This is a genomic window from Streptomyces sp. NPDC111516 (assembly GCF_055635345.1).
Genome location: NZ_JBVKBV010000024.1, coordinates 66269 through 87620 on the forward strand (window position 1 = coordinate 66269; position 21352 = coordinate 87620).

21 protein-coding genes are annotated in these 21352 nt (G+C 69.0%); 15 read left to right on the top strand and 6 right to left on the bottom strand.

Going from position 1 to position 21352, the window contains the following annotated elements; all coding sequences use genetic code 11:
* Positions 1 to 37 precede the first annotated feature (37 nt).
* The 5 genes from ACZ7L9_RS31535 (at position 38) to ACZ7L9_RS31555 (ending at position 5067) form a co-directional block, all read left to right on the top strand.
* A complete protein-coding gene (locus tag ACZ7L9_RS31535; protein WP_471420570.1) occupies positions 38 to 649 on the top strand; it encodes a TlpA family protein disulfide reductase in 612 nt (203 codons plus the stop codon).
* Between the two features lie 4 nt (positions 650 to 653).
* Complete coding sequence (locus ACZ7L9_RS31540; RefSeq protein ID WP_471420572.1) at positions 654 to 1418, top strand: cytochrome c biogenesis CcdA family protein; 765 nt, start codon at positions 654 to 656, stop codon at positions 1416 to 1418.
* A gap of 5 nt (positions 1419 to 1423) precedes the next feature.
* Positions 1424 to 3205: a cytochrome c biogenesis protein ResB gene (gene resB / locus ACZ7L9_RS31545; RefSeq protein WP_471420574.1), complete on the top strand. Its 1782-nt coding sequence runs from the start codon at positions 1424 to 1426 to the stop codon at positions 3203 to 3205.
* On the top strand, positions 3202 to 4290 hold the full coding sequence (gene ccsB, locus ACZ7L9_RS31550) for a c-type cytochrome biogenesis protein CcsB (RefSeq protein ID WP_471420575.1): 1089 nt from the start codon (positions 3202 to 3204) through the stop codon (positions 4288 to 4290). The genes resB and ccsB overlap by 4 nt, the downstream gene beginning before the upstream one ends.
* 252 nt (positions 4291 to 4542) lie before the next feature.
* The gene (locus tag ACZ7L9_RS31555) at positions 4543 to 5067 is read left to right on the top strand and encodes an SRPBCC domain-containing protein (RefSeq protein ID WP_471420577.1); all 525 of its coding nucleotides are present in this window, start codon (positions 4543 to 4545) and stop codon (positions 5065 to 5067) included.
* Between the two features lie 47 nt (positions 5068 to 5114).
* Here ACZ7L9_RS31555 and ACZ7L9_RS31560 read toward each other — a convergent pair whose 3' ends face one another.
* The 4 genes from ACZ7L9_RS31560 to ACZ7L9_RS31575 form a co-directional block, all read right to left on the bottom strand.
* The gene (locus ACZ7L9_RS31560; protein ID WP_471420579.1) at positions 5115 to 6680 is read right to left on the bottom strand and encodes a type 1 periplasmic-binding domain-containing protein; all 1566 of its coding nucleotides are present in this window, start codon (positions 6678 to 6680) and stop codon (positions 5115 to 5117) included.
* On the bottom strand, positions 6673 to 8838 hold the full coding sequence (locus tag ACZ7L9_RS31565) for a hypothetical protein (protein WP_471420580.1): 2166 nt from the start codon (positions 8836 to 8838) through the stop codon (positions 6673 to 6675). Before ACZ7L9_RS31565 ends, ACZ7L9_RS31560 begins: the two co-directional genes overlap by 8 nt.
* A 120-nt stretch (positions 8839 to 8958) precedes the next feature.
* A complete protein-coding gene (locus ACZ7L9_RS31570; protein WP_383759724.1) occupies positions 8959 to 9387 on the bottom strand; it encodes a nucleoside deaminase in 429 nt (142 codons plus the stop codon).
* 64 nt (positions 9388 to 9451) lie between these two features.
* A complete protein-coding gene (locus ACZ7L9_RS31575; RefSeq protein ID WP_471420581.1) occupies positions 9452 to 9847 on the bottom strand; it encodes a PLD nuclease N-terminal domain-containing protein in 396 nt (131 codons plus the stop codon).
* A 202-nt stretch (positions 9848 to 10049) separates the two neighbouring features.
* On the opposite strand from ACZ7L9_RS31575, the gene ACZ7L9_RS31580 reads away from it, so the two are divergent.
* The 3 genes from ACZ7L9_RS31580 to ACZ7L9_RS31590 all read left to right on the top strand — a co-directional run bounded on the left by ACZ7L9_RS31580 (position 10050) and on the right by ACZ7L9_RS31590 (position 13200).
* Complete coding sequence (locus ACZ7L9_RS31580; RefSeq protein ID WP_471420583.1) at positions 10050 to 11507, top strand: menaquinone biosynthesis decarboxylase; 1458 nt, start codon at positions 10050 to 10052, stop codon at positions 11505 to 11507.
* Positions 11504 to 12421: a menaquinone biosynthesis prenyltransferase MqnP gene (mqnP, locus tag ACZ7L9_RS31585; RefSeq protein WP_471420585.1), complete on the top strand. Its 918-nt coding sequence runs from the start codon at positions 11504 to 11506 to the stop codon at positions 12419 to 12421. Before ACZ7L9_RS31580 ends, mqnP begins: the two co-directional genes overlap by 4 nt.
* Before the next feature lie 98 nt (positions 12422 to 12519).
* Positions 12520 to 13200, top strand: coding sequence for a UbiX family flavin prenyltransferase (locus tag ACZ7L9_RS31590; protein ID WP_471420587.1), 681 nt, complete (start codon positions 12520 to 12522; stop codon positions 13198 to 13200).
* 8 nt (positions 13201 to 13208) lie between these two features.
* Here the strand turns inward: ACZ7L9_RS31590 and ACZ7L9_RS31595 are convergent, their stop codons facing one another.
* Complete coding sequence (locus ACZ7L9_RS31595; RefSeq protein WP_471420589.1) at positions 13209 to 13343, bottom strand: hypothetical protein; 135 nt, start codon at positions 13341 to 13343, stop codon at positions 13209 to 13211.
* A 132-nt stretch (positions 13344 to 13475) separates the two neighbouring features.
* Between ACZ7L9_RS31595 and ACZ7L9_RS31600 the strand changes: the two genes are divergently transcribed.
* The 6 genes from ACZ7L9_RS31600 to ACZ7L9_RS31625 all read left to right on the top strand — a co-directional run bounded on the left by ACZ7L9_RS31600 (position 13476) and on the right by ACZ7L9_RS31625 (position 18760).
* Positions 13476 to 13931, top strand: a complete 456-nt coding sequence (locus ACZ7L9_RS31600) for an Lrp/AsnC family transcriptional regulator (RefSeq protein WP_073787137.1) — start codon at positions 13476 to 13478, stop codon at positions 13929 to 13931.
* Positions 13932 to 14021: 90 nt separating this feature from the next.
* Positions 14022 to 15185: an aminofutalosine synthase MqnE gene (gene mqnE, locus ACZ7L9_RS31605; protein ID WP_471420591.1), complete on the top strand. Its 1164-nt coding sequence runs from the start codon at positions 14022 to 14024 to the stop codon at positions 15183 to 15185.
* 124 nt (positions 15186 to 15309) lie between these two features.
* Positions 15310 to 15834, top strand: a complete 525-nt coding sequence (locus tag ACZ7L9_RS31610; protein WP_471420594.1) for a GNAT family N-acetyltransferase — start codon at positions 15310 to 15312, stop codon at positions 15832 to 15834.
* A 165-nt stretch (positions 15835 to 15999) separates the two neighbouring features.
* On the top strand, positions 16000 to 16254 hold the full coding sequence (locus tag ACZ7L9_RS31615) for a DUF4229 domain-containing protein (RefSeq protein ID WP_471420655.1): 255 nt from the start codon (positions 16000 to 16002) through the stop codon (positions 16252 to 16254).
* Positions 16255 to 16694: 440 nt separating this feature from the next.
* Positions 16695 to 18044 (top strand): dicarboxylate/amino acid:cation symporter, encoded by a 1350-nt coding sequence (locus tag ACZ7L9_RS31620; protein ID WP_471420596.1) that lies wholly within the window; start codon positions 16695 to 16697, stop codon positions 18042 to 18044.
* 278 nt (positions 18045 to 18322) lie between these two features.
* Positions 18323 to 18760: a MerR family transcriptional regulator gene (locus ACZ7L9_RS31625; protein ID WP_471420601.1), complete on the top strand. Its 438-nt coding sequence runs from the start codon at positions 18323 to 18325 to the stop codon at positions 18758 to 18760.
* On the opposite strand, the gene ACZ7L9_RS31630 is transcribed toward ACZ7L9_RS31625, so the two are convergent.
* Positions 18652 to 19830 carry a tetratricopeptide repeat-containing glycosyltransferase gene (locus ACZ7L9_RS31630; RefSeq protein ID WP_471420602.1) on the bottom strand — a complete coding sequence of 393 codons (1179 nt, stop codon included), beginning with the start codon at positions 19828 to 19830 and terminating at the stop codon, positions 18652 to 18654. The two genes, ACZ7L9_RS31625 and ACZ7L9_RS31630, sit on opposite strands and share 109 nt — an antisense overlap.
* Positions 19831 to 20315: 485 nt before the next feature.
* On the opposite strand from ACZ7L9_RS31630, the gene ACZ7L9_RS31635 reads away from it, so the two are divergent.
* A partial coding sequence (locus ACZ7L9_RS31635) for an SH3 domain-containing protein (RefSeq protein ID WP_471420657.1) occupies positions 20316 to 21352 on the top strand: 1037 nt, incomplete at its 3' end.

Here is a 21352-nt window from a genome sequence, read left to right on the forward strand (position 1 = left end):
CCCGAGATCGCCGCAACCGCCATGCGAAACTTTTCACATGAGCTATGGCCGGGCACCTCGACGCCGCTTCACCCTGCTCGCTGCCCCCGCAGCGGTCGTCGCGCTCGCACTCACGCTGACGGCGTGCGGTGGCGACGACAACAAGGCGGGTGGCGGTGGCAATACGAACTTCGTCACGGGCAGTGGCGGAATCTCCACCGTGGCCAAGGGCGACCGCGAGGCCGCCCCGAAGCTCGACGGCGAGACGCTCGAAGGCAAGCAGCTCGATGTCGCCGACTACAAGGGCAAGGTCGTCGTACTGAACATGTGGGGCTCGTGGTGCGGGCCCTGCCGTCTGGAGGCCCAGTACTTCGCGAGGGTGGCGAAGGAGACGAAGGACAAGGGCGTCCAGTTCGTCGGGATCAACACCCGGGACGCCGAGAAGGGCCCCGCGCTGAGTTTCGAGAAGGACTACGGGGTCCCCTACCCGAGCCTCTACGACCCGACCGGCAAGCTCATGCTCCGCTTCCCCAAGGGCACGCTGCGTCCGCAGGCCATTCCGTCGACCGTGGTGCTGGACCGGGACGGGAAGATCGCCGCCCGTTCCCTGGCCGCGCTCGACTCCGACAAGCTGCACAAGATGATCGACCCGCTGATCGCGGAGAAGTGATTCCGTGCTCACCCTCGCCGCACTCCCGGGGCAGAACGAGACCGTCGTGAACGGGGCGTTGTTCGTCGCCCTGCCCGTCGCCATGCTCGCTGGGCTCGTCTCGTTCTTCTCGCCGTGCGTGCTGCCGCTCGTGCCCGGCTACCTCAGTTACGTCACGGGCGTGAGCGGCACCGATCTGGCCCAGGCCAGGCGGGGGCGCATGGTCGCGGGTGCCTCGCTCTTCGTGCTCGGCTTCACCGCCGTGTTCGTCTCCGGCGGCGCGCTCTTCGGCTTCTTCGGCCAGACCCTCCAGGAACACAGCGAGACACTCGCCAAGATCCTCGGCGTGCTGATGATCCTGATGGGGATCTTCTTCATGGGCCTGATGCCGTGGATGACCCAGCGCGAATTCCGTATCCACAAGAGGCCGGTGACCGGGCTGGTGGGCGCGCCGTTCCTGGGCGCCCTCTTCGGGATCGGCTGGACCCCGTGCCTGGGCCCGACGCTCAGCTCGGTGAGCTTCCTCGCGATGGAGCAGGGCACCGCCGGGCGCGGGGCGATACTGACCGTCGCGTACTGCCTCGGGCTCGGCCTGCCCTTCGTGCTCGCGGCGGTCGCCTTCCGCAAGGCGCTCGGCGCCTTCGGCTGGGTCAAGCGCCACTACGCATGGGTCATGCGGATCGGCGGCGTCATGATGATCGCGACCGGGCTGCTCCTGCTGACCGGTGTCTGGGACACCATGATGCAGGCATTGCAGGGCTGGTCCGACGGCTTCACGGTGGGGATCTGAGTTCCATGAGCAACACCAAGTCCAACCCGACCCCGGCCCCGGAGCGCGGGCGCCGCGACGAGCGGGAGATCCGGGACGAGCAGGACCGGGAGAACGCCCGCGACCTCGGTGCGGCCGGCTCCCAGCTCTCCACCGCCCCGCGCGAGGAGTCCGCGGCCGACCTGCCGGCCATGGGTGTCATCGGCTGGGCCCGCTGGTTCTGGCGGCAGCTCACCTCGATGCGGGTCGCGCTGATCCTGCTCTTCCTGCTGTCGCTCGGCGCCATCCCCGGCTCGCTGATCCCGCAGAACAGCGTGGACGAAATGAAGGTGCAGACCTTCAAGGACGCCCACACCACCGTCAGTCCGATCTACGAGAAGCTCCAGTTCTTCGACGTCTACAGCTCGGTGTGGTTCTCCGCGATCTACATCCTGCTGTTCATCTCGCTCATCGGCTGCATCGTGCCGCGCACCGGCCAGTTCGTCGGCCAGTTGCGCAGCCGCCCGCCGGGCGCCCCCAAGCGCCTGACTCGGCTGCCCGCGTACACCACCTGGCGCACCGAGGCCGAGCCCGAGCAGGTCCGCGAGGCCGCGCTCGCCATGATGCGCGGGCGCCGCTACCGCGCGCACACGGTGGGAGACGCGGTCGCCGCCGAGAAGGGCTATCTGCGCGAGGCCGGAAACCTGATCTTCCATATCGCCCTGATCGTGATGCTGGTGGCGTTCGCCTGGGGGCAGCTCTTCAAGTCCGAGGGCGGCAAGCTGGTCGTCGAGGGCGACGGCTTCTCCAACACGCTGACCCAGTACGACGACTTCAAGTCCGGTTCGCTGTTCGACTACGACTCGCTGGCCCCGTTCAGCTTCAAGCTCGACAAGTTCATCGGCACGTACGAGCGCAGCGGCCCCCAGATCGGTACGCCCCGGACCTACGAGGCCCACGTGACGTACGAGAAGGGCGCGTACGGCAAGCCGCAGAAGACCGTCATCAAGGTCAACGAGCCGCTCGTCATCGACGGCACCAAGGTCTACCTCAACGCGCACGGCTACGCGCCCGTCGTCTCCGTCAAGGACGGCAAGGGCAAGGAGGTCTACCGGAACGCCGTGCCGCTGCTGCCCATCGACAACAACGTCACCTCGACCGGGGCGATCAAGGTGTTCGACGGCTACCGCGACAAGAACGGCAAGAAGACCCAGCTGGGCTTCCAGGCCTTCTTCGTGCCGACCTTCGCGGGCGACAACAAGGGCACGATGTTCTCCCAGTTCCCCGCCGCCGACAATCCGCGGCTCGCCCTCAACGGCTACTACGGCTACCTCGGGCCCGACTCCGGGCTGGCGCAGAACGTGTACCAGCTGGACAAGAGCGAGATGAAGCCGTTCAAGGACGGCGAGGGCAACCTGCTCAAGCAGCGCCTGGCGGTCGGCGACACGATGAAGCTCCCCGACGGCGCCGGCTCGATCACCTTCGAGGGCGTCGAGCAGTGGGCCAGCTTCCAGATCTCCGAGCAGCCCGCCAGCGGCTGGGCGCTCACCGGGGCCATCGCCGCGATCGCCGGACTCGCGGGCTCGCTGTTCATCCAGCGGCGCCGGGTCTGGGTGCGGGCCGTACGCGGTGCGGACGGTGTCACCGTCGTCGAAATGGCGGGCCTCGGCCGCAGCGAGTCCGCGAAGCTTCCCGAGGAACTGGCCGATCTCGCGGTCACGCTCAACGACGTGGCGCCCACGGCGCCCGGCCCCGACACCGACCCCGGATCCGATGCCGGCTCCGTCGGAGAATCCCCCGTAGAACCTGCCGAAGGGGCTGAGAAGTGAATCTCGCCGCCGCAACCAACGAGAACCTGGCGCACACCAGCAATGTGCTGATCTATTCGTCGATGGCCGTGTACACCCTGGCCTTCTTCGCGCACATCGCGGAATGGGTGTTCGGCAGCCGCAGCAAGGTCGGCCGCACCGCCGCCGCGCTGACCGGGGCCGGCGCCGAGGGCGCCGGTACCTCGGTGAAGGTGCAGGTCGCACAGAAGGGCGGCGGCACCGCCGTACTCGAACGCCCGAAGATCATCACGCGCTCCGCGGCCGGCTCCCGTGACGTCCCGGACGGGCCCGGCGCGGCCGGCGGCACGTTCAAGGGCGATCTGTACGGACGCATGGCGGTCTCCCTGACCGTGCTCGCCTTCGTCGTCCAGGCCGGTGGTGTCCTCGCCCGTGCGCTGTCCGTGCAGCGTGCCCCCTGGGGCAACATGTACGAGTTCTCCATCACCTTCTCCACGGTGGCGGTCGGCGCCTACCTGATCCTGCTCGCGCTGAAGAAGAACGTCCGCTGGATGGGGCTGCTCCTGGTCACCACCGTCCTGCTGGACCTCGGCATCGCGACCACGGTGCTCTACACCTCCAGCGACCAGCTGGTGCCCGCACTGCACTCGTACTGGCTGTGGATCCACGTCTCCACCGCGATCATCTGCGGCGCCGTCTTCTACATCGGCGCAGTCGCCACCCTGCTCTACCTCTTCCGCGACAGCTACGAGAACAAGCTCGCGAACGGCGTGCAGCCCGGTTCCTTCGCCCAGTCCGTGCTCTCCAGGCTTCCCGCCGCCGCGACGCTCGACAAGTTCTCGTACCGCATCAACGCCGCCGTCTTCCCGCTGTGGACGTTCACGATCATCGCGGGTGCCATCTGGGCGGGCGACGCATGGGGCCGCTACTGGGGCTGGGACCCCAAGGAGGTCTGGTCCTTCATCACCTGGGTCGCGTACGCCTGCTACCTGCACGCCCGCGCCACCGCCGGCTGGAAGGGCCGCAAGGCCGCCTACCTGGCCCTCATCGCCTTCGGCTGCTGGCTCTTCAACTACTACGGCGTGAACATCTTCGTCACCGGCAAGCACTCCTACGCCGGGGTCTGACCTGCGCCCGCCCCATAAGAGGAGCTCACAAAATGGGCGTCCGGCTCGCGACGCCTGGCACGCACGCTCGCTGCGTTGCCGAAACGCCCTAGTAGCTCCTTCCCCAAGCTCTTGAAGAGCAGGGGAGACCCCATCCAAGGACCTTCCAGCGCCTTGCGATCGCACGCACCAGACGCCGCGAGCTGATCGGACTCCCATTTTGTGAGCTCCTCCAAGGGTGCGGATCCCGGTCCACCGGGCCACGCTGGAACCATGACCGATGCGACCCCCGTCATCGAGCGTGGCACCAGCGAGACCCACGGTGACCTGCACGTTCTGCGATTCCTGCTGCGGCTGCCCCATCCGGTTCCACGGGTGTGGGCGGCCGTTGCCAGTTCCGAGGGGCTGGCCGGCTGGCTCGGCGCCGCCGATCCGTTCGAACCGCACATCGGCGGCGCGATCACGCTGCGCCGACTGACCACCGAGCGGGACGGGCACGCCTCGACCGCCTCCGGCACCGTCACCGCCTGGGACGTCGAGCGGGTCGCCGAATACACCCTCGAAGGGGCCCGCAGCCGCATCCGCTTCCACCTGGAGCCACCGCGCGGCGACCATGTGCTGCTGCGCTTCAGGCACGAGTTCCGGGGCGACGACGCGCTGCGCCTGGACTGCCTCGCCGGCTGGCACGACCACTTCCGCTACCTCGTGGACGCGCTCGACGGCTACCCCGCCGACTGGACGAGATGGACCCCGGTCCGGTGGGCGGAGCTGCGCGAGGAGTACGCGGCCGAGCGGTGACGCGACATCACGGCTGCCCAGGGCCTCTCCCGGTCCGAACGAGAACGCTAGGACGGCGGCAGGCACTTCGGGTCGGGTGGTGTTCCTTCCGGCCAGGCGATCGCCACGAACCGCTGACGGGCGTCCTCGGGCGCCAGCTCCACCACCGGCACCGCCTTGTTGTACGGGTTCCCGTGGTTGTCCAGGCAGATCCAGCCGCCGGCACCCGACACCCGCAACGGACCCTTCACCCGCGGCCACTGCTCACCCACGTCCGCGGGCTGCGGCAGCCGCTCGTCCTCCGGGGTCGCCTGGCGGACGGCGTGCACGGCCAGCGACATCGCGTCGTGCGCGATGATGATCTGGCCGTCGGTCAGATCCTGGTGACCGGTCGGGCCGATCGGGCCCGCGGGCTTCTTCGCGACCGTCGCCAGCAGTTCCAGGAAGCTCCGGTAGTCCGCCGGGGAGCCGCCGGTTGCCGCGCCGCCCTTGTCCGTCGCCGTCGCCGCCGCCGTCCAGGCGTCCGGGTGTGCCAGTGAGGCGTAGCGGACCGTCACCTTGCGGCGCAGCGCGTCCCGGTCGAGCTTGTGGTCGCTGCCGAGGTACGAGCCCTCGTCGCCGGTCAGGACGGTGAAGGGGCGGCTCTGGCAGCCCCGGGCCCCCAGCGCGTTGATGAACTGCCGCAGTTGGGTGTGGCGTCCGGCGAAGAACACCGTCTCCGCGTCCGTGTCACAGATGATGTGCGTGATCTGCTGGAACGTATTGGCCGTGGTGCCCTCGTCGTTGGGGTCCTCGCGCGAGGTGAACAGCTCCGGCTCGTACTGCGTGCCCTTCACCAGGGACGTGAACGCCGCCCGCAGCGTGTCCGTGTAGTGGTCACCGGTACGGGTGTCCTGGACCAGCAGCGCCTTGTCGGCCTTCACCTGCCCGAAGTGCGCCAGCGCCCGCGCCTCGTCCCGGTTGGTCGGCGATACGCGGGCCAGCCCGGGGAACGGGTCGCCGCCCGGGCCGTTGGCGATGTCGTCGGCGGTGATGGTGGTGCCGACGACCGCGATGTGCGCGGCGGTCAGCTCCTTGACCGCCGCCCTGACCTGCGTACTGCTGGTGGCGACCCCCGACACGGCCCGCAGGTGGTCCGGGGCGCCGGTCATCGTCTTCAGCCGGTCCACCGTGGGCTTCCACAGCAGGTTGTTCTTTCCCGTGTTCGCGAGCACGATGCGGATCTTGGGCACCTGCTCGTTCGACAGATGGTTGGCCCGGTACTGCGCGGCGAACGCGCCCTGCAGTTCGCGCCGCATCTTCGTCTGCATGGCCCCGTCCGTCGACGTCAGCGGCAGCAGCAGCGCGATCGTCGCGTACCGGCCCGGCTTCAGGGTGGCGTTCTCCCGGGCGATGGCAGCCGCGACCTCGGTCAGCTTCGACCGCCCGAAGTCGTAACCGTCACCGGAGATGCCGATGCACTCGTCGCTGCCCTGCGGCCGCTCGACCCCCTTCGCGCAGGAGCGGTCCTCGGGGGCGGTGAGCCGGTCGATGCCGTACCAGCCGGACGTGACGAGCAGGGCGCCGGCCACCACGGTGGTGACGACCTTCTGCCGCGCCGTGTACCAGACGCGATACCGCAGCGGATTACGCATCCGAGCCACCGTCCCCCCGCCGCTGCCCGCCCCGGCTTCCGCCCGTGCCCGGTGGCATGGACAGCGGGTGCCAGGCCCTGATGTCCCGCGGCCAGTGTGTCGCCGCGTCCCACAGCACGCTGTTGCCCGTCGGATGCCTGCCGGACAGTTGTCGCAGTTCGTGCGCCATCTTGTCGATCACCTCTTCGTCCGGCAGAGCCAGTGGATCGGACAGCAGCCATACGGCGTGCAGCAGTCTGCGCAGCTGCAACTGGAGCTCCGCGGCCTGCTCGCCGAGCCTATGGAGCCCCGTCTCCTCGTTCGGCAGCGAACCGAGCTCCTCCCGGCCGAGCGCGACCGCCCGCCGCGGATCGGGACCGGCATGGCCGGGCGGATGCGGATACGGCGCCGAGGCGATGAACCGCAGCGAGTCGAGCCACGCCGTCACATTCCGCTCGGTGAACCGCTCCCGCAGATGCGTCACGCAGTTCCCCGTGCTGCCCAGCACCAGCTCCTGGTGCAGCTGATGCGGGACGCTCTCGCAGTGGCCCCCGGGCGCGTACTCCGTATGCAGGGTTCCGTGCACCGCACGCCACGCCGCGTAGCCCGGGTGATCGTTGTCCTGGAACCGAAGCCGGTGCAGCAGCAGCGACCGCAGCAGCGGATCGGCGACGAAGTACTCGGGGCCGACCGGCCAGTCCTGCGCCCGCAGCACGTCCCGTACCCGCAGGGCGACATCGCCGTCCATCGACCGGCCGCGCAGGCGGTCCGAGGCCAGCCGCCGCGCCGATTCCTCACCGTGGGCGGCGGCCAGCACGCTCAGCACGTCGAGCTGCTGCCCCGGCAGCAGCCGCGCCAGCAGTTCGTCCGCCACCCGCACCGGCGCCCGGTCCTCACGCAGCTCCACCGTCCGGTCCAGCAACGCCCCCGGCACCAGCGACTCGTGCGCCGACGCCCCCGGCCGTGGTGCCCCCGCCTGTGACGCCCCCGGAAGCAGCGCCTCGCCCGCCGCCTGCGCCAGCAGCGCCACGCCCAGCGGGCGCCCGCCCGTCAGCCGGTGCACCCCACGGGCCAGCCCGGCCGGGGCGCGGCCCACCGGATCGTGCCGATCGAACGCCGCCTGCACATGCGCCGGGCTCAGCGCGGTGAGCTCCACGGCCAGAATCCCGGACGTCACCTCCGAACCGCGCACCCAGTGCGAACCGTGCGCCACCTCGGGCAGCCGCCTGCGCACCGCATGGCTGAGCCCCACATGGCCACGGGCCCGCGAGGAGGCGAACACGGCGATCTGATCGCGCCCCCCGGCGGCCCGCTGCCGCAGCACCGGCTCGACCAGCTGCCGGCCCAGCAGCGTGTGCGCGTTGTCCAGCAGCAGCACCGGACGGCCCCGGCGCGCACCCCGCGCCAGCCCTCCGTACGCCCGCACCAGATCCGCGACCAGCGCGAGCACCAGATGATCCTCGGCCCGGCGGCGCAGATCACCGCCGCGCTCGAAATCGACCGCCAGCTGACGCAGCCCGATCCTGCCGTTGCCGCCCGCGTGCGGATAGCTTCCGTACCAGTCCGCGGCACGCCGCTGGAACCGGCTGAACGACTCCTCCAGCACCGTCTCGATCGTCGCCTCCGCGACCATCCCGGCCAGCGGCACCATCGAGTCGAAGGCACTGGCCGCCAGCTTCGTCAGCACCTTGGTGACCCAGCCCGTCGCAGCGTCGCCGCGGGAGTCGACGGTCGCCAGCACCGGGCCGAGCGACTGCAGATCACGCTGCGCCTGCGTCTCGTCCTCCCGTGTCCAGGAGATCGAGGCGACGGCGACGAGCCCCAGGCTCAGCCGGGGGAACGGCACCGGCCGCGCGGCGTGCACCTTCGCCGTCAGCTGGGTGGCGAGCTCCGGAAGCGCCCCGGTGACCGGGGTCCAGCCGGGTCCCGGGTCCGCGGGCGGCACGACGGCCTCGCAGTCGACCAGGGCGACCGGGGTGATCTCCCGGTACAGGTGGCGCAGTTGCTTGAGCACGGCCGTCTTGCCCATGCCGCGGCCACCGGTCAGCACGGCGATCGGCGGATCGTCGCGATGCTCGTACGCGACCCGGGCGGAGCCGTACGGAGTGAGGCCGGTCAGACGCGCCGCAAGTCCGTCATCGCCGAAGATCGCCTCGCGCCCGTACAGATCTCTCTCCACAGCACCCCCAGCGCCGATGCCCCATCCGATCTGTCACACCGTCAACACCAGGGTATCGGCCGGGTGTTGGAGCGAGGTGTAGATTTTCGAACGATTGGGACGCGGGATGGGCCGGGTGTATCAGCCGGCGCCGATGTCCTCGTTCCACAGGCCGGGCCGATCCCGTACGAAGTCCCGCATGAGCGCGATGCATTCAGGATCGTCGAGCACCACGATCCCGACCCCGTGCCGGGCCAGCCAGTCGTGCCCGCCGTGGAACGTCCGCGCCTCGCCGATCACCACCCGCGAGATCCCGAACTGCCGTACCAGGCCGGAGCAGTACCAGCACGGGGAGAGGGTCGTCACCATCGTCGTGCCCCGGTACGAACGCTGTCGCCCGGCCGCGCGGAAGGCGGCGGTCTCCGCGTGCAGGGACGGATCGCCGTCCTGCACCCGGCGGTTGTGCCCTCGCCCGAGGAGCGTGCCGTCCGGCCCGTACAGCGCGGCGCCGATGGGGATGCCGCCCTCGGCGAGCCCGGTCCGGGCCTCGGCGAGGGCGGTGGCGAGCATGGCCCTGTCGTTCACGCGTGTGCGCTCCTGATCGTCGTGGCCGGGGGCCGCTGCCCCGCTCCTCTCAGTCGCCGGAAGGGCTTGAACTCTCCCCGCTCTCACGGCGCTTGAGCTCCTCCTCGCGGCGGCGGAGATCCGCCTCCCAGTCCTTGAGGAGCGACTCGTCCTTCTTGTTCTCTTCCTTCAGCGCCTTGAGGAATTCCGGATTGTCGTCCGGCGCCACCCACTGCGAGCGGTGGTTGCGGTGCCATTCGAAGGGCGTACGGCCCCCGGCGGGCACCTGGCGCAGCTTGCCCGCGGCGAGCCAGACGATCGGGCCCACGATCCAGAACAGCAGGATGATGAAGACCCAGGCGATCTTCGGCAGGTGCTTGGCCTCGTCCTCGGGGGTGTTCAGGCAGTCGATGAACGCGTAGATCGTCAGCGCCAGAGGCAGGAGATAGATCAGGGCCCGGAACATGGTGGAAAGGTCCCCCCGCGGAGAGATGGCGGGGCTTGTCCCGCCCCGGTGACGCGCCCAGAGTAGCCGGTGCCGATGACGTCCCACGGCGAGCGGACGCGGGAATCGGCGGCCAGTGTGTCGGGGTACGGCTCCGCCCCGCCTGCCGCGCCGGGGTGGGGTACCCCAGGTGATCTCCAACGGTGATGACAAACTGGACGGCATGGCTTACGACGATCTTCGTTCCCTCCTCCGGGCCCTGGAGCGCGAGGGCGAGCTCAAGCGCATCAAGGCCGAGGTCGACCCGTATCTGGAGGTCGGCGAGATCGTCGACCGGGTCAACAAGGCGGGCGGGCCCGCGTTGCTCTTCGAGAACGTCAAGGGGTCGTCGATGCCCCTGGCCATGAATGTGTTCGGGACCGACAAGCGGCTGCTCAAGGCGCTCGGGCTGAAGTCGTACGCCGATATCAGCGACAAGATCGGCGGGCTGCTCAAGCCGGAGCTGCCGCACGGCTTCGTCGGGGTGCGGGAGGCCTTCGGGAAGCTCGGGTCGATGGTTCACGTGCCGCCGAAGAAGGTGAAGTCGGAGAGCGCGCCCGTGCAGGAGACCGTGCTCACCGGCGACGACGTGGATCTGGACCGGCTGCCCGCGCTCTTCACCTGGCCCGAGGACGGTGGCTCCTTCTTCAACCTGGGGCTCACGCACACCAAGCACCCGGAGACCGGCGTACGGAACCTGGGGCTGTACCGGCTCCAGCGTCACGACCGGCGCACCATCGGGATGCACTGGCAGATCCACAAGGACAGCCGCAACCACTACCAGGCCGCCGCCAAGCGCGGGGAGCGGCTGCCGGTCGCCATCGCGTTCGGGGCGCCGCCCGCGGTGACGTATGCCTCCACGGCGCCGCTGCCGGGGGACATCGACGAGTACCTCTTCGCCGGGTTCATCCAGGGCAAGCGGATCGAGATGGTCGACTGCAAGACCGTGCCGTTGCAGGTCCCGGCGCAGGCGGAGGTCGTCATCGAGGGGTGGCTGGAGCCCGGGAAGATGCTTCCCGAGGGGCCGTTCGGCGACCACACCGGCTTCTACACGCCGCAGGAGCCGTTCCCCGCGCTGACCATCGACTGCGTGACCATGCGGAAGCGCCCGCTGCTCCAGTCGATCGTGGTGGGCCGGCCGCCGACCGAGGACGGGCCGCTGGGGCGGGCCACGGAGCGGTTCTTCCTGCCGCTCCTCAAGATCATCGTGCCGGACATCGTGGACTACCACCTGCCGGAGGCGGGCGGCTTCCACAACTGTGCGATCGTCTCGATCGACAAGAAGTACCCGAAGCACGCCCAGAAGGTGATGAGCGCCATCTGGGGCGCGCACATGATGTCGCTGACCAAGCTGATCGTGGTCGTGGACTCCGACTGCGACGTCCACGATCTGCACGAGGTGGCCTGGCGGGCGCTCGGAAATACGGACTACGCGCGGGACCTGACCGTCACCGAGGGACCCGTCGATCATCTCGATCACGCCTCCTACCAGCAGTTCTGGGGCGGCAAGGCGGGGATCGACGCGACGAGGAAGTGGCCCGAGGAGGGCTACACACGGGACGGGGGCTGGCCGGAGATGGTCGAGTCCGACCCCGAGACGGCGGCGAAGGTCGACCGCCGGTGGAAGGAATACGGACTGTGAGCGCCGCCGAAGCAGCACTGGGCTCAGGGCCCGTACAGCCGAACAGCAGGGTCAAGGCGTTTCTGCGGCTCGTGATGATCGAGCACTCGGTCTTCGCGCTGCCCTTCGCGTACATCGCCGCCCTGACCGCGATGTTCCAGGCGGACAAGTCCATCCACTGGGTCAGGCTGCTGCTCGTCACCATCGCCATGGTGGGGCTGCGGACGTTCGCGATGGCCTGCAACCGGATCATCGACCGGGAGATCGACGCCCGTAACCCGCGCACCGCGGGCCGGGAACTGGTCACCGGCGCGGTGTCCGTGAAGTCGGCGTGGACGGGGGCGATCGTCGCCGTCGTCTTCTTCCTCGGGGCGGCCGCCCTGCTGAACCCGCTCTGTCTGGCGCTCGCGCCGGTCGCCGTCGTGCCGATGGTGGTCTATCCGTACGGGAAGCGGTTCACCCACTACCCGCACGCCATACTCGGTATCGCGCAGGCCATAGGGCCGATCGGTGCCTGGCTGGCGGTGACCGGCAGCTGGTCGTGGGAGGCGGTGATCCTCGGTCTCGCGGTCGGGATCTGGATCGGCGGCTTCGACCTGATCTTCGCCTGTCAGGACGTCCAGGCGGACCGGGCGCACGGGGTGCTGTCGGTGCCGGCCCGGTTCGGGATTCCGGCCGCGCTCTGGGGGGCGCGGATCTGCCACGTGGTGACGACCGGGCTGTTGGTCTGGTTCGGGCTGGCCACGGAGGCGGGGCTCTTCTACTGGATCGGCATGGCGATCGTCGCCGTCGCCTTCGTGTACGAGCACCGGGTGGTGCGCCCGCACGATCTGTCCCGGCTGAACCGGGCGTTCTTCTCGGTCAACGGGTTCATCGGGATGGCGCTGTTCGCGTGCGCGCTGCTCGACCTGCTGGTGCGTGGGCTGACGGTGTAGCCGGACTCCGCCCACGAGCCTCCCGCCGGACCCGAACTCCTGACGCGTGGCCGCCTTGCGCGCCGGATAGGCTCGGGTGTGTGGATTCCGGGACTTCAGTGAGTCAGCACCAGCGACAGCCTTGGATTGTCGGGGTTTCCGGCGCTTCGGGCACCCCATTCGCCGCCTCCGTGCTGCGCGGTCTGCTGGCCGCGGGGGAGAGCGTCGACCTGGTGGTGAGCCGGGCCTCGCGGCTGACGCTGCTGGACGAGACCGGGATCGCGTTCCGCGACGCGCACTGGCAGGAGGATCTGTGCAGCTGGCTGGCGCGCGGGGCGGACGGCAAGCCGCACACCTTCGACGTGGGCGCCGCGGACATCGAGGGCGTACGGCACTGGCCGGCCGGTGATCTCGCCGCGGGGCCGTCCTCGGGGTCGTACCCGGCGAAGGGGATGCTGATCGTCCCGGCCTCGACGGCGTGCGTGGCCGGGGTGGCGCTCGGGCTCTCGAAGGATCTGCTCCAGCGGGCCGCGAGCGTGACGCTCAAGGAGCGGCGGAAGCTGGTGGTCGCGGTGCGGGAGACCCCGCTGAACGGGCAGACGCTGAAACATCTGGTGAGCCTGGACGAGGCGGGCGCCGTGGTGCTGCCCGCCTCTCCGGCGTTCTACGCGGGGGCGACGCACATCCAGGATCTGGTGGACTTCGTCGCGGGGCGGGTGCTGGACGCGGCGGGGGTGCCGCACGGCCTGTACCGCCGGTGGGAGGGAGAGCTCGGTGGCGGCTCTCGCCAGGGGGGCTGAGCCGGTGGTCAGCGCTTCTTCGTGGCGCGCGGGCTACGGGCCTTGTCGATCCGGCGCGCGGCGGCGGGCTGGTGGGCACGCGAGCGGTTGGCCAGGTCCTGCAGCTCGCGCATCCGGGCGTAGGCCATCTCGATCGTGTACACGGTGTTCTCACTCCTGAGGATTCGAAAGAATTTTTTGGATGTTCGAGAAGATTTGCAGGCGATGAAGCCTGCATGCCTTAGATTCTACACATAAACTCGCGGTACTGCTGAACAATGGAAGGTTTCAGTCATATGGACGCGGTGGACAGGCAGCTCATCCAGGCCCTCAGGGAGAACGGCAGGGCCTCGTACGCCGAGCTGGGACGGCTCGTCGGGCTCTCCGGGCCCAGCGTCACCGACCGCATCAACCGGCTGGAATCCGCCGGTGTCATCACCGGCTACCGCGCCACCGTCGACGCCGCGGCCCTTGGACTCGGCGTCACGGCCCTGATCGGCATCTCGCTCTCCGACGCGGCCGATCACGAGGACGTGGCGCGCCGGCTGAAGGACCTCGCGGAGATCGAGGACGCCTGGTTCATCGCGGGCGACGACTCGTACATGCTCAAGGTGCGCGTCGGTGACGTGGACGGTCTGGAGCGGACCATTCGTCGGCTCAGCGGCACGAAGGGCGTCTCGCGTACGCGTACCACGATCGTGCTCTCCACCAAGTGGGAGAACCGGGTCGGGGAACTTCCCGAAGAGGTGTAGGCGTAACGTGGTGGAGCCCCCGGGGGACCGGGGGTTTCGCCCGGTATCGCCGGGACCGGCACAGCACGTCGACACCTGGGAGGCAGCCGCATGGACGTTGGGCTCAAGCGCGAGCTGGAGGAGAAGGTCCGCGCAGGGGAGCGGCTGACCCGTGAGGACGGCATCGCCCTCTACGAGTCGGACGACCTGGCCTGGCTCGGCGGCCTCGCCCATGAGGTGCGGACGCGTAAGAACGGCGACGTCGTGCACTTCAACGTCAACCGGCACCTCAACATGACCAACGTGTGCACCGCGTCGTGTGCGTACTGCTCGTTCCAGCGCAAGCCGGGCGAGAAGGACGCGTACACCATGCGCATCGAGGAGGCCGTCCGGCTCGCGAAGGCGATGGAGGGCGAGAACCTCACCGAGCTGCACATCGTCAACGGGCTGCACCCCACCCTGCCGTGGCGTTACTACCCGCGCTCGCTCAGCGCGCTGAAGGAGGCCCTGCCGCAGGTCTCCCTCAAGGCGTTCACCGCCACCGAGATCCACCACTTCGAGACCATCTCCGGGCTCTCCGCCTCCGAGATCCTCGACGAGCTGATCGAGGCCGGTCTGGAGTCGCTGACCGGCGGCGGCGCGGAGATCTTCGACTGGGAGGTCCGTCAGCACATCGTGGACCACAGCACCCACTGGGAGGACTGGTCGCGCATCCACCGCCTGGCGCACGAGAAGGGCCTCAAGACCCCGGCGACGATGCTGTACGGGCACATCGAGGAGCCTCGGCACCGCGTCGATCACGTGCTGCGACTGCGTGAGCTGCAGGACGAGACCGGCGGTTTCCAGGTCTTCATCCCGCTGCGCTACCAGCACGACTTCGTGGACATGAAGGACGGCAAGGTCCGCAACAAGCTCCAGGCCCGGACGACGATGGCGACCGGCGCCGAGGCGCTGAAGACCTTCGCCGTCTCCCGGCTCCTCTTCGACAACGTCCCGCACGTCAAGGTCTTCTGGGTGATGCACGGCGTGCAGACCGCCCAACTCGCGCTCCAGCACGGCGCGGACGACATGGACGGCTCGGTCGTCGAGTACAAGATCACGCACGACGCGGACAACTACGGCACGCCGAACAAGCTCGGCCGCGAGGATCTGCTCGACCTGATCCGTGACGCGGGCTTCCGGCCCGTCGAGCGCAATACCCGGTACGAGATCATCCGCGAGTACCCGGGCCCGGACGCCGAGCGGCGCGAGTCGCCGCAGCCGATGCGCGTCTGACGTTCCGTCGTCAGCAGTCCCGTACGAGTGCCCCGGCCGTCGGCCGGGGCTTTCTCGTGCAGGGACCTTCTCGGGTGCTGGACAGGGCTTGAGGTGGCCGGTCGGTAATAGTTAATCTGCCACTATGACGCTTACGTTTGAGCTGGACCCGAAGTTCGACCGCGCCTTGCGGGACGGCATCGCCGAGCTGTGGACCGATGTCTCCAACGCGGGCGGCGCGGTCGGCTTCGTACCGCCCGTCACGAGCGACGACGTCCGGCCCGAACTGGTCAAGCACCTCGTCGCCATGGCGGAGGGGCGCACCCGCCTCCTCGTCGGCCACGACGAGGAGGGTGCCGTCGCCGCCACGGCCTTCCTCGCCCTCAATACGCACCGGCTGATGGGCCATTGGCTCTGGCTCTACACGGTGATGGTCCACCCCCGCCACCAGGGCAAGGGCTACGGACGCGACCTGATGGACGCCGCCGCGGACGCCGCCCGGGGGATCGAGGGGATCGAGGCCATCCGGCTCACCTGCCGCGGAGGCACCGGTGTCGACCGGTTCTACACCTCGTGCGGATACAAGGAGGTCGGGCGGGTGCCCGACGCGATCCGGGTGGCCGAAGGGGACGACCGCGACGACATCGTCATGCTGCTGCCGCTCGGCTGAGAGCCCCGCGGCGGACGCGTCGGATCCCTTTTGACGCAGCCCTCCGAAGTGATCGATTCCGGGGCATGCTTCACTGGTCGGGCAGGATCGCAGGACTGTCGTACGTAGAGAGAGGGGCCAACTGTGTCCGCTGCCAAGCCGAGCGCGACAATTCGGTACACCGCGATGCGCCTCAGCATCTTCGTAGGCTGCTTCGTCGTCGTGGCCGTGGCCGTCCACTTCGGCCTGCTGCCCTCCGGGGTGGGCGGCTCCAATTTCATCTGGGTGATCCTCCTCGCCCTGGTCCTGTCCGCGCCGCTCAGCTATGTGCTGCTGCGCAAGCAGCGTGACGAGATGTCCGCGCAGATCGTGTCCACGGTCGGCCGCACCAAGGCGCGGCTCGAAGAGAACCGGACCCGCGAGGACCACGTCACCCAGTGACGACCGGTTGAGGGCGACGCGGGCGGCTGCGCATGACCCCGTACGCGCTGCGTAAGTTTCCTCACACCCGCACCCTTTCCTACGACACCCCAGTACAGGAGCGGCTGCTCCTGTACTGGGGTTTTGCCGTTCCCGCAGGTGTGTTGGACGCTTCGGCGCCCGCACCGCCGCTCAAGGGGGACCAAAGAAGACCTTTGAGATCCTCAAAGTTCAAGTGTTAACGTGTTCGGCATGAAGACAGTAGTGCGCCACCGATTCGCCGCGAGCGTCCCGCTCGTGGAGCGCCTGCATGTCGATCTCTGCCGCTGTATGTCCGCGGTCTGTTGCCGCAACGTCTGAACCGGCATCATGCAGCGGCGCCGCCCCTGACGTGGGCGCCGCACCCCCGTCCCCCGCACAACGTCCCCGTGCGCCCGGTGCGCCACCTCTGGAGTGTGTCCGTGTCCGCGAATCCCGCGTCCGCCACCGCGACCGACAGCCCATCCGGCTCCGGTTTCCGTATACCCAAGGTCCCGTTCTGGGCCCAGATAGTCGCCGGTCTCGTCCTCGGTGTCGTCCTCGGGTGGCTTGCCCGTACATACGACATCAACTGGCTCTACACCACGCTCGACAAGATCGGCCACATCTTCGTCCAGCTGCTGAAGCTGGCCGTCGCGCCGCTCGTCTTCTTCGCGATCCTGGTGTCGATCACCAACCTGCGCAAGGTCAACAACGCCGCCAGGCTGGCCACCCGCACCCTGCTGTGGTTCATGATCACCTCGCTGATCGCGGTCGCCATCGGCCTCGCGATCGGCCTGATCACCAACCCGGGTGCCGGAACCGGCCTCACGCCGAAGGACGGCAAGCTGCCCGAACACGCGGGCTCCTGGCTCGACTTCCTCACCGGCATCATTCCGGACAACGTGATCACCCCGTTCACCGAGCTGAACGTGCTCCAGATCGTCTTCATGGCCGCCGTCGCCGGCATCGCCGCGCTCAAGCTCGGCGAGAAGGCCCAGCCGATCCTCACCCTCAGCGAGTCCGTCCTGGAGCTCCTCCAGAAGGCCCTGTGGTGGGTCATCCGTCTCGCCCCGATCGGCACCATCGGCCTCATCGGCTACGCGATCGCCGACTACGGCTGGGACCTCATCGGCAAGTACGCGACGTTCACCGCCGACGTCTACATCGGCTGCGCCCTGGTGCTGTTCGGTGTGTACCCGCTGTTGCTCGCCACCGTCGCCAAGCTCAGCCCGCTGCAGTTCTTCAAGGGCGCCTGGCCGGCGATCCAGCTGGCGTTCGTCTCCCGCTCCTCGGTCGGCACGATGCCGGTCACCCAGAAGGTCACCGAGCGCCTCGGCGTTCCGAAGGAGTACGCCTCCTTCTCGGTCCCGTTCGGCGCCACCACCAAGATGGACGGCTGCGCCGCGATCTACCCGGCGCTGGCCGCGATCTTCATCGCGCAGATCTTCGACGTCCAGCTGAGTGTCGGTGACTACGTCCTGATCGCGTTCGTCTCGGTGATCGGCTCCGCGGCCACCGCCGGCCTCACCGGCGCCACGGTCATGCTGACCCTCACGCTGTCGACGCTGGGCCTCCCGCTGGAGGGCGTCGGTCTGCTCATGGCCATCGACCCGATCCTGGACATGATGCGCACGGCCACCAACGTGGCGGGCCAGGCGCTGGTCCCGGTGATCGTCTCGGCCCGCGAGAAGATCCTCGACCACGACGCGTACAACTCCGCCTCGTCCTCCCCGGTCGACGACGCCGAGGTGCGTGACGACGAGCCGCAGCGCGTGCCGGTCGCCGCGTAGCCGATCGTGCGCCATGCGTGGGCCCCACCTCCGGACACCGGAGGTGGGGCCCACGGCGCGTTCCGGGGTCTCGCCGACCGGGGCCGGGGCCGGGTCGGTGGGACGCAGTGCCCGCTGCGACGAACAGCGGTGCGGTACCCGGGCCGGCCCGGAGCAGTTCGTAGCTGTGGCGACGGAGCGCGGCCGCGCCGGGGAGGCGCTCAGCCGCGTCGAGGAGGGCGATCAGGGGCAGCTGCGATGACTTGTTCATGGCCGCCAGACTGCGACTTGATGTCGGCATGAGGCCAAGCGGTGCGGGGGCGGGGCCCTTGCTGGGTATCGGGGAGGCCGCGGCGCACTTCGGGCTGGCGGCGCACGGGCTGAGGCACTGGGAGTCGATGGGGCTGGTGACGCCCGCGCGGGACGGTGCGGGACGGCGGCGTTACGACAGGGACGACCTGGCCCGGATCGCGGTCGTCGTCCGTGCCAGGCAGGCAGGGCTGGGGCTGGACGCGATCCGGCTGCTCGTCTCCTGTTCGGGGCCGGCGAGGCGGCGTGCCGAGGCGGCGTGCCGAGCCGGAGTGTCCGCACCGCGCCCCGGTTTCCTCTCAGTCGTCCCGCGCGCCGGTCATGCGCTCTTCTGGCGGGCAAAGGTGGCCGGTGCTGCTGTCCGGCCGGAGCGCTCGGTGACGAGATCAGCCGCGAACTTACGGTTCTTGATGGTCTGTTCGCGATAGGAGGCCGGAAGGTCGGGCAGTGCGAGGAGGCGATCGCAGGAAGCCAGCGATCCGCGTGCGTCGCCGGTCCAGTAGGCCGTGATGGAGTGCTCGAAGAGCAGACCCCAGCGGTAGATCCAGGGCTCCATGAACAGCCAGTCCTCGGGGGCGGGGCGATTGAGGCCGGCGGCGGCGACGGCGTGAGCCGCTTGATAACGCCCCATCTTCCGCAGCCGGGAGGCCAGTTCGTAGCAGGCTTCCAGCCGCTGCGGACGGCTTTCCCACGCGCGGGTGAGAGCGTCCATGGCACCGGGCCAGTCGCCGCTGTCGGCCTTGAGCACCCCCACTTGCAGCAGGGCGTAATACACCTCCTCCTCCCAGCCGCCCATGCCGGACCGGCGCTCGTACGTCGCGATCGATTCCCGGGTCTCACCCATGTCACGGAGGGTCTGCGCGAGGTAGAAGACCGTTCGGGGATTGTGCGGATCGCGCTTGAGGTCCTGGCGCAACAAACGGACGTCCCGGGTGAACTTGTCCCCGCGCGAGCCGCCGTCGGCGAAATGCTCGATGCTGAGGACCTGGAGATCTGCGACGGTGTGCTGCTGCGCCGTGGTCAGATACTCGTGGGTCGCTCCCTCGTACCGCCACGGAATGTCCCCTCTGACCAGCCGGGGGATGCGGTATTCGAGGGCGCCGAGATGACGCAGCATGTACGAGTCGGCGCTCAGTTCGGACAGCGCGGTAAGTGGCCCCTCTCGTCGGACGGCCATATCGGCGTCGATGAGCAGGAGATAGTCGGCCCTGCCGCGTGCGCGCTGGATGTTCAGGGTGCGGTTGTGGCCGAAGTTGGTCCAGGGGTCCTCGTGGAGTTCTCCCGGAATTCCGTTCATCGTGGCGCGGATCAATTCCTGTGTTCCGTCGCGGGAGCCGGTGTCGGAGATGACCCATGCATCCACCAGGTCGCGTACGGAGTTCAGGCATCGCTCGATGACCTTCGCCTCGTCCTTGACAATCATGCACAGGCAGATCGACGGCTTGCGATGCAGGGCGGGGGACCGTTCTTCAGCAGGACGGTCGATCAGATTTGTCATATACAACTCCCGATCTGGCTGGAATGGAGTAACGCCCCGCGGCGAATTGGTGCGGTGTACGGGATCAGCCGATCCGGTCACCGAGGAGAGCGACGCTAGTGTGCATGAATCCGGTGGCCATGACGCGACACGGCATTCTCGGGGGCGCGCGGGTGGCCGGACCGACATGGCCAATGCGCCTAACCGAGCTGTAAATAGGGGCAGATGGTCGAAGCGTTCCTCACTCACAAGGGGAGCGGTCTGCACCCAGACGGAAGATCATCGGCGTGGCGCATATGCCGCCACCCTGTTTTTCCTGTCACAGTCACGGCTCCGATCCACGCAGATCCGGTAAGGAACTCAAGATGCGCAAATCGAGAAGCTGGGACATTCTGTCCCGTTCAACTCTGGGCGCCATGTCGCTGGGAATGACCCTGGCACTGTGCCCCATGGACATCGCTCACGGAACGCCGAACCCCTCGGGTTCGCAGGCGGAAAACCGAGTGATGGCCAGCCGGGTGGCGGCCAGCGTGTCCGGGACGGTCATCTCCCAGACCTCTCAGAACATCCGCAGCGGCCCCACCACCCAGTCGCAGATCGTGGGCAACGTGCCGTCCGGCGGCACCGTCTCCATCGCCTGCAAGGTCTTCGGCCAGAACGTCGACGGAAACTCGCTGTGGTACCTGCTGTCCAACGGCAGCGGCTGGATGAGCGCCCGTTACATCGCGACGCAGACCACTGTGCCGTTCTGTGACGACTTCCCGGGAACCGGAGCCACTGGTCCGACGGGCCCGACGGGTCCGACGGGCCCGACGGGTGCCAACGGTGCTAATGGTGCGACGGGTGCGACCGGTCCGGCTGGTCCGACCGGTGCGACGGGTCTGCAGGGCGTGACGGGTGCCACGGGTCCGGCGGGTGCCAACGGTGCCAACGGTGCCAACGGTGCCAACGGTGCGACCGGGCCCACTGGTCCTGCTGGTCCGACGGGTGCGACGGGTCAGACGGGTGCCACCGGCGCCACGGGTGCGTCCGGTGCGGTCGGCGCTCACGGTGCGACCGGTGCGACCGGTCCGACGGGTGCGACGGGTCTGCAGGGCGCGACCGGCGCCACGGGTGCGTCCGGTGCCAACGGCGCCAATGGCGCCACCGGTCCGACCGGTCCGACGGGTGCGTCCGGTGCCAACGGCGCTAATGGTGCGACCGGTGCGACCGGTGCGACCGGTGCGACGGGTGCGACGGGTGCGTCCGGTGCCAACGGTGCCAATGGCGCCACCGGTCCGACCGGTCCGACGGGTGCGGCCGGCGCCAACGGCGCTAATGGTGCGACGGGTGCGACCGGTGCCACGGGTGCGTCTGGTACCAATGGTGCTGATGGTGCGACCGGTGCGACGGGTCCGACGGGTCCGACGGGTGCGTCTGGTACCAATGGTGCTGATGGTGCGACCGGTGCGACGGGTCCGACGGGTCCGACGGGTGCGTCTGGTACCAATGGTGCTGATGGTGCGACCGGTGCGACGGGTCCGACGGGTCCGACGGGTGCGTC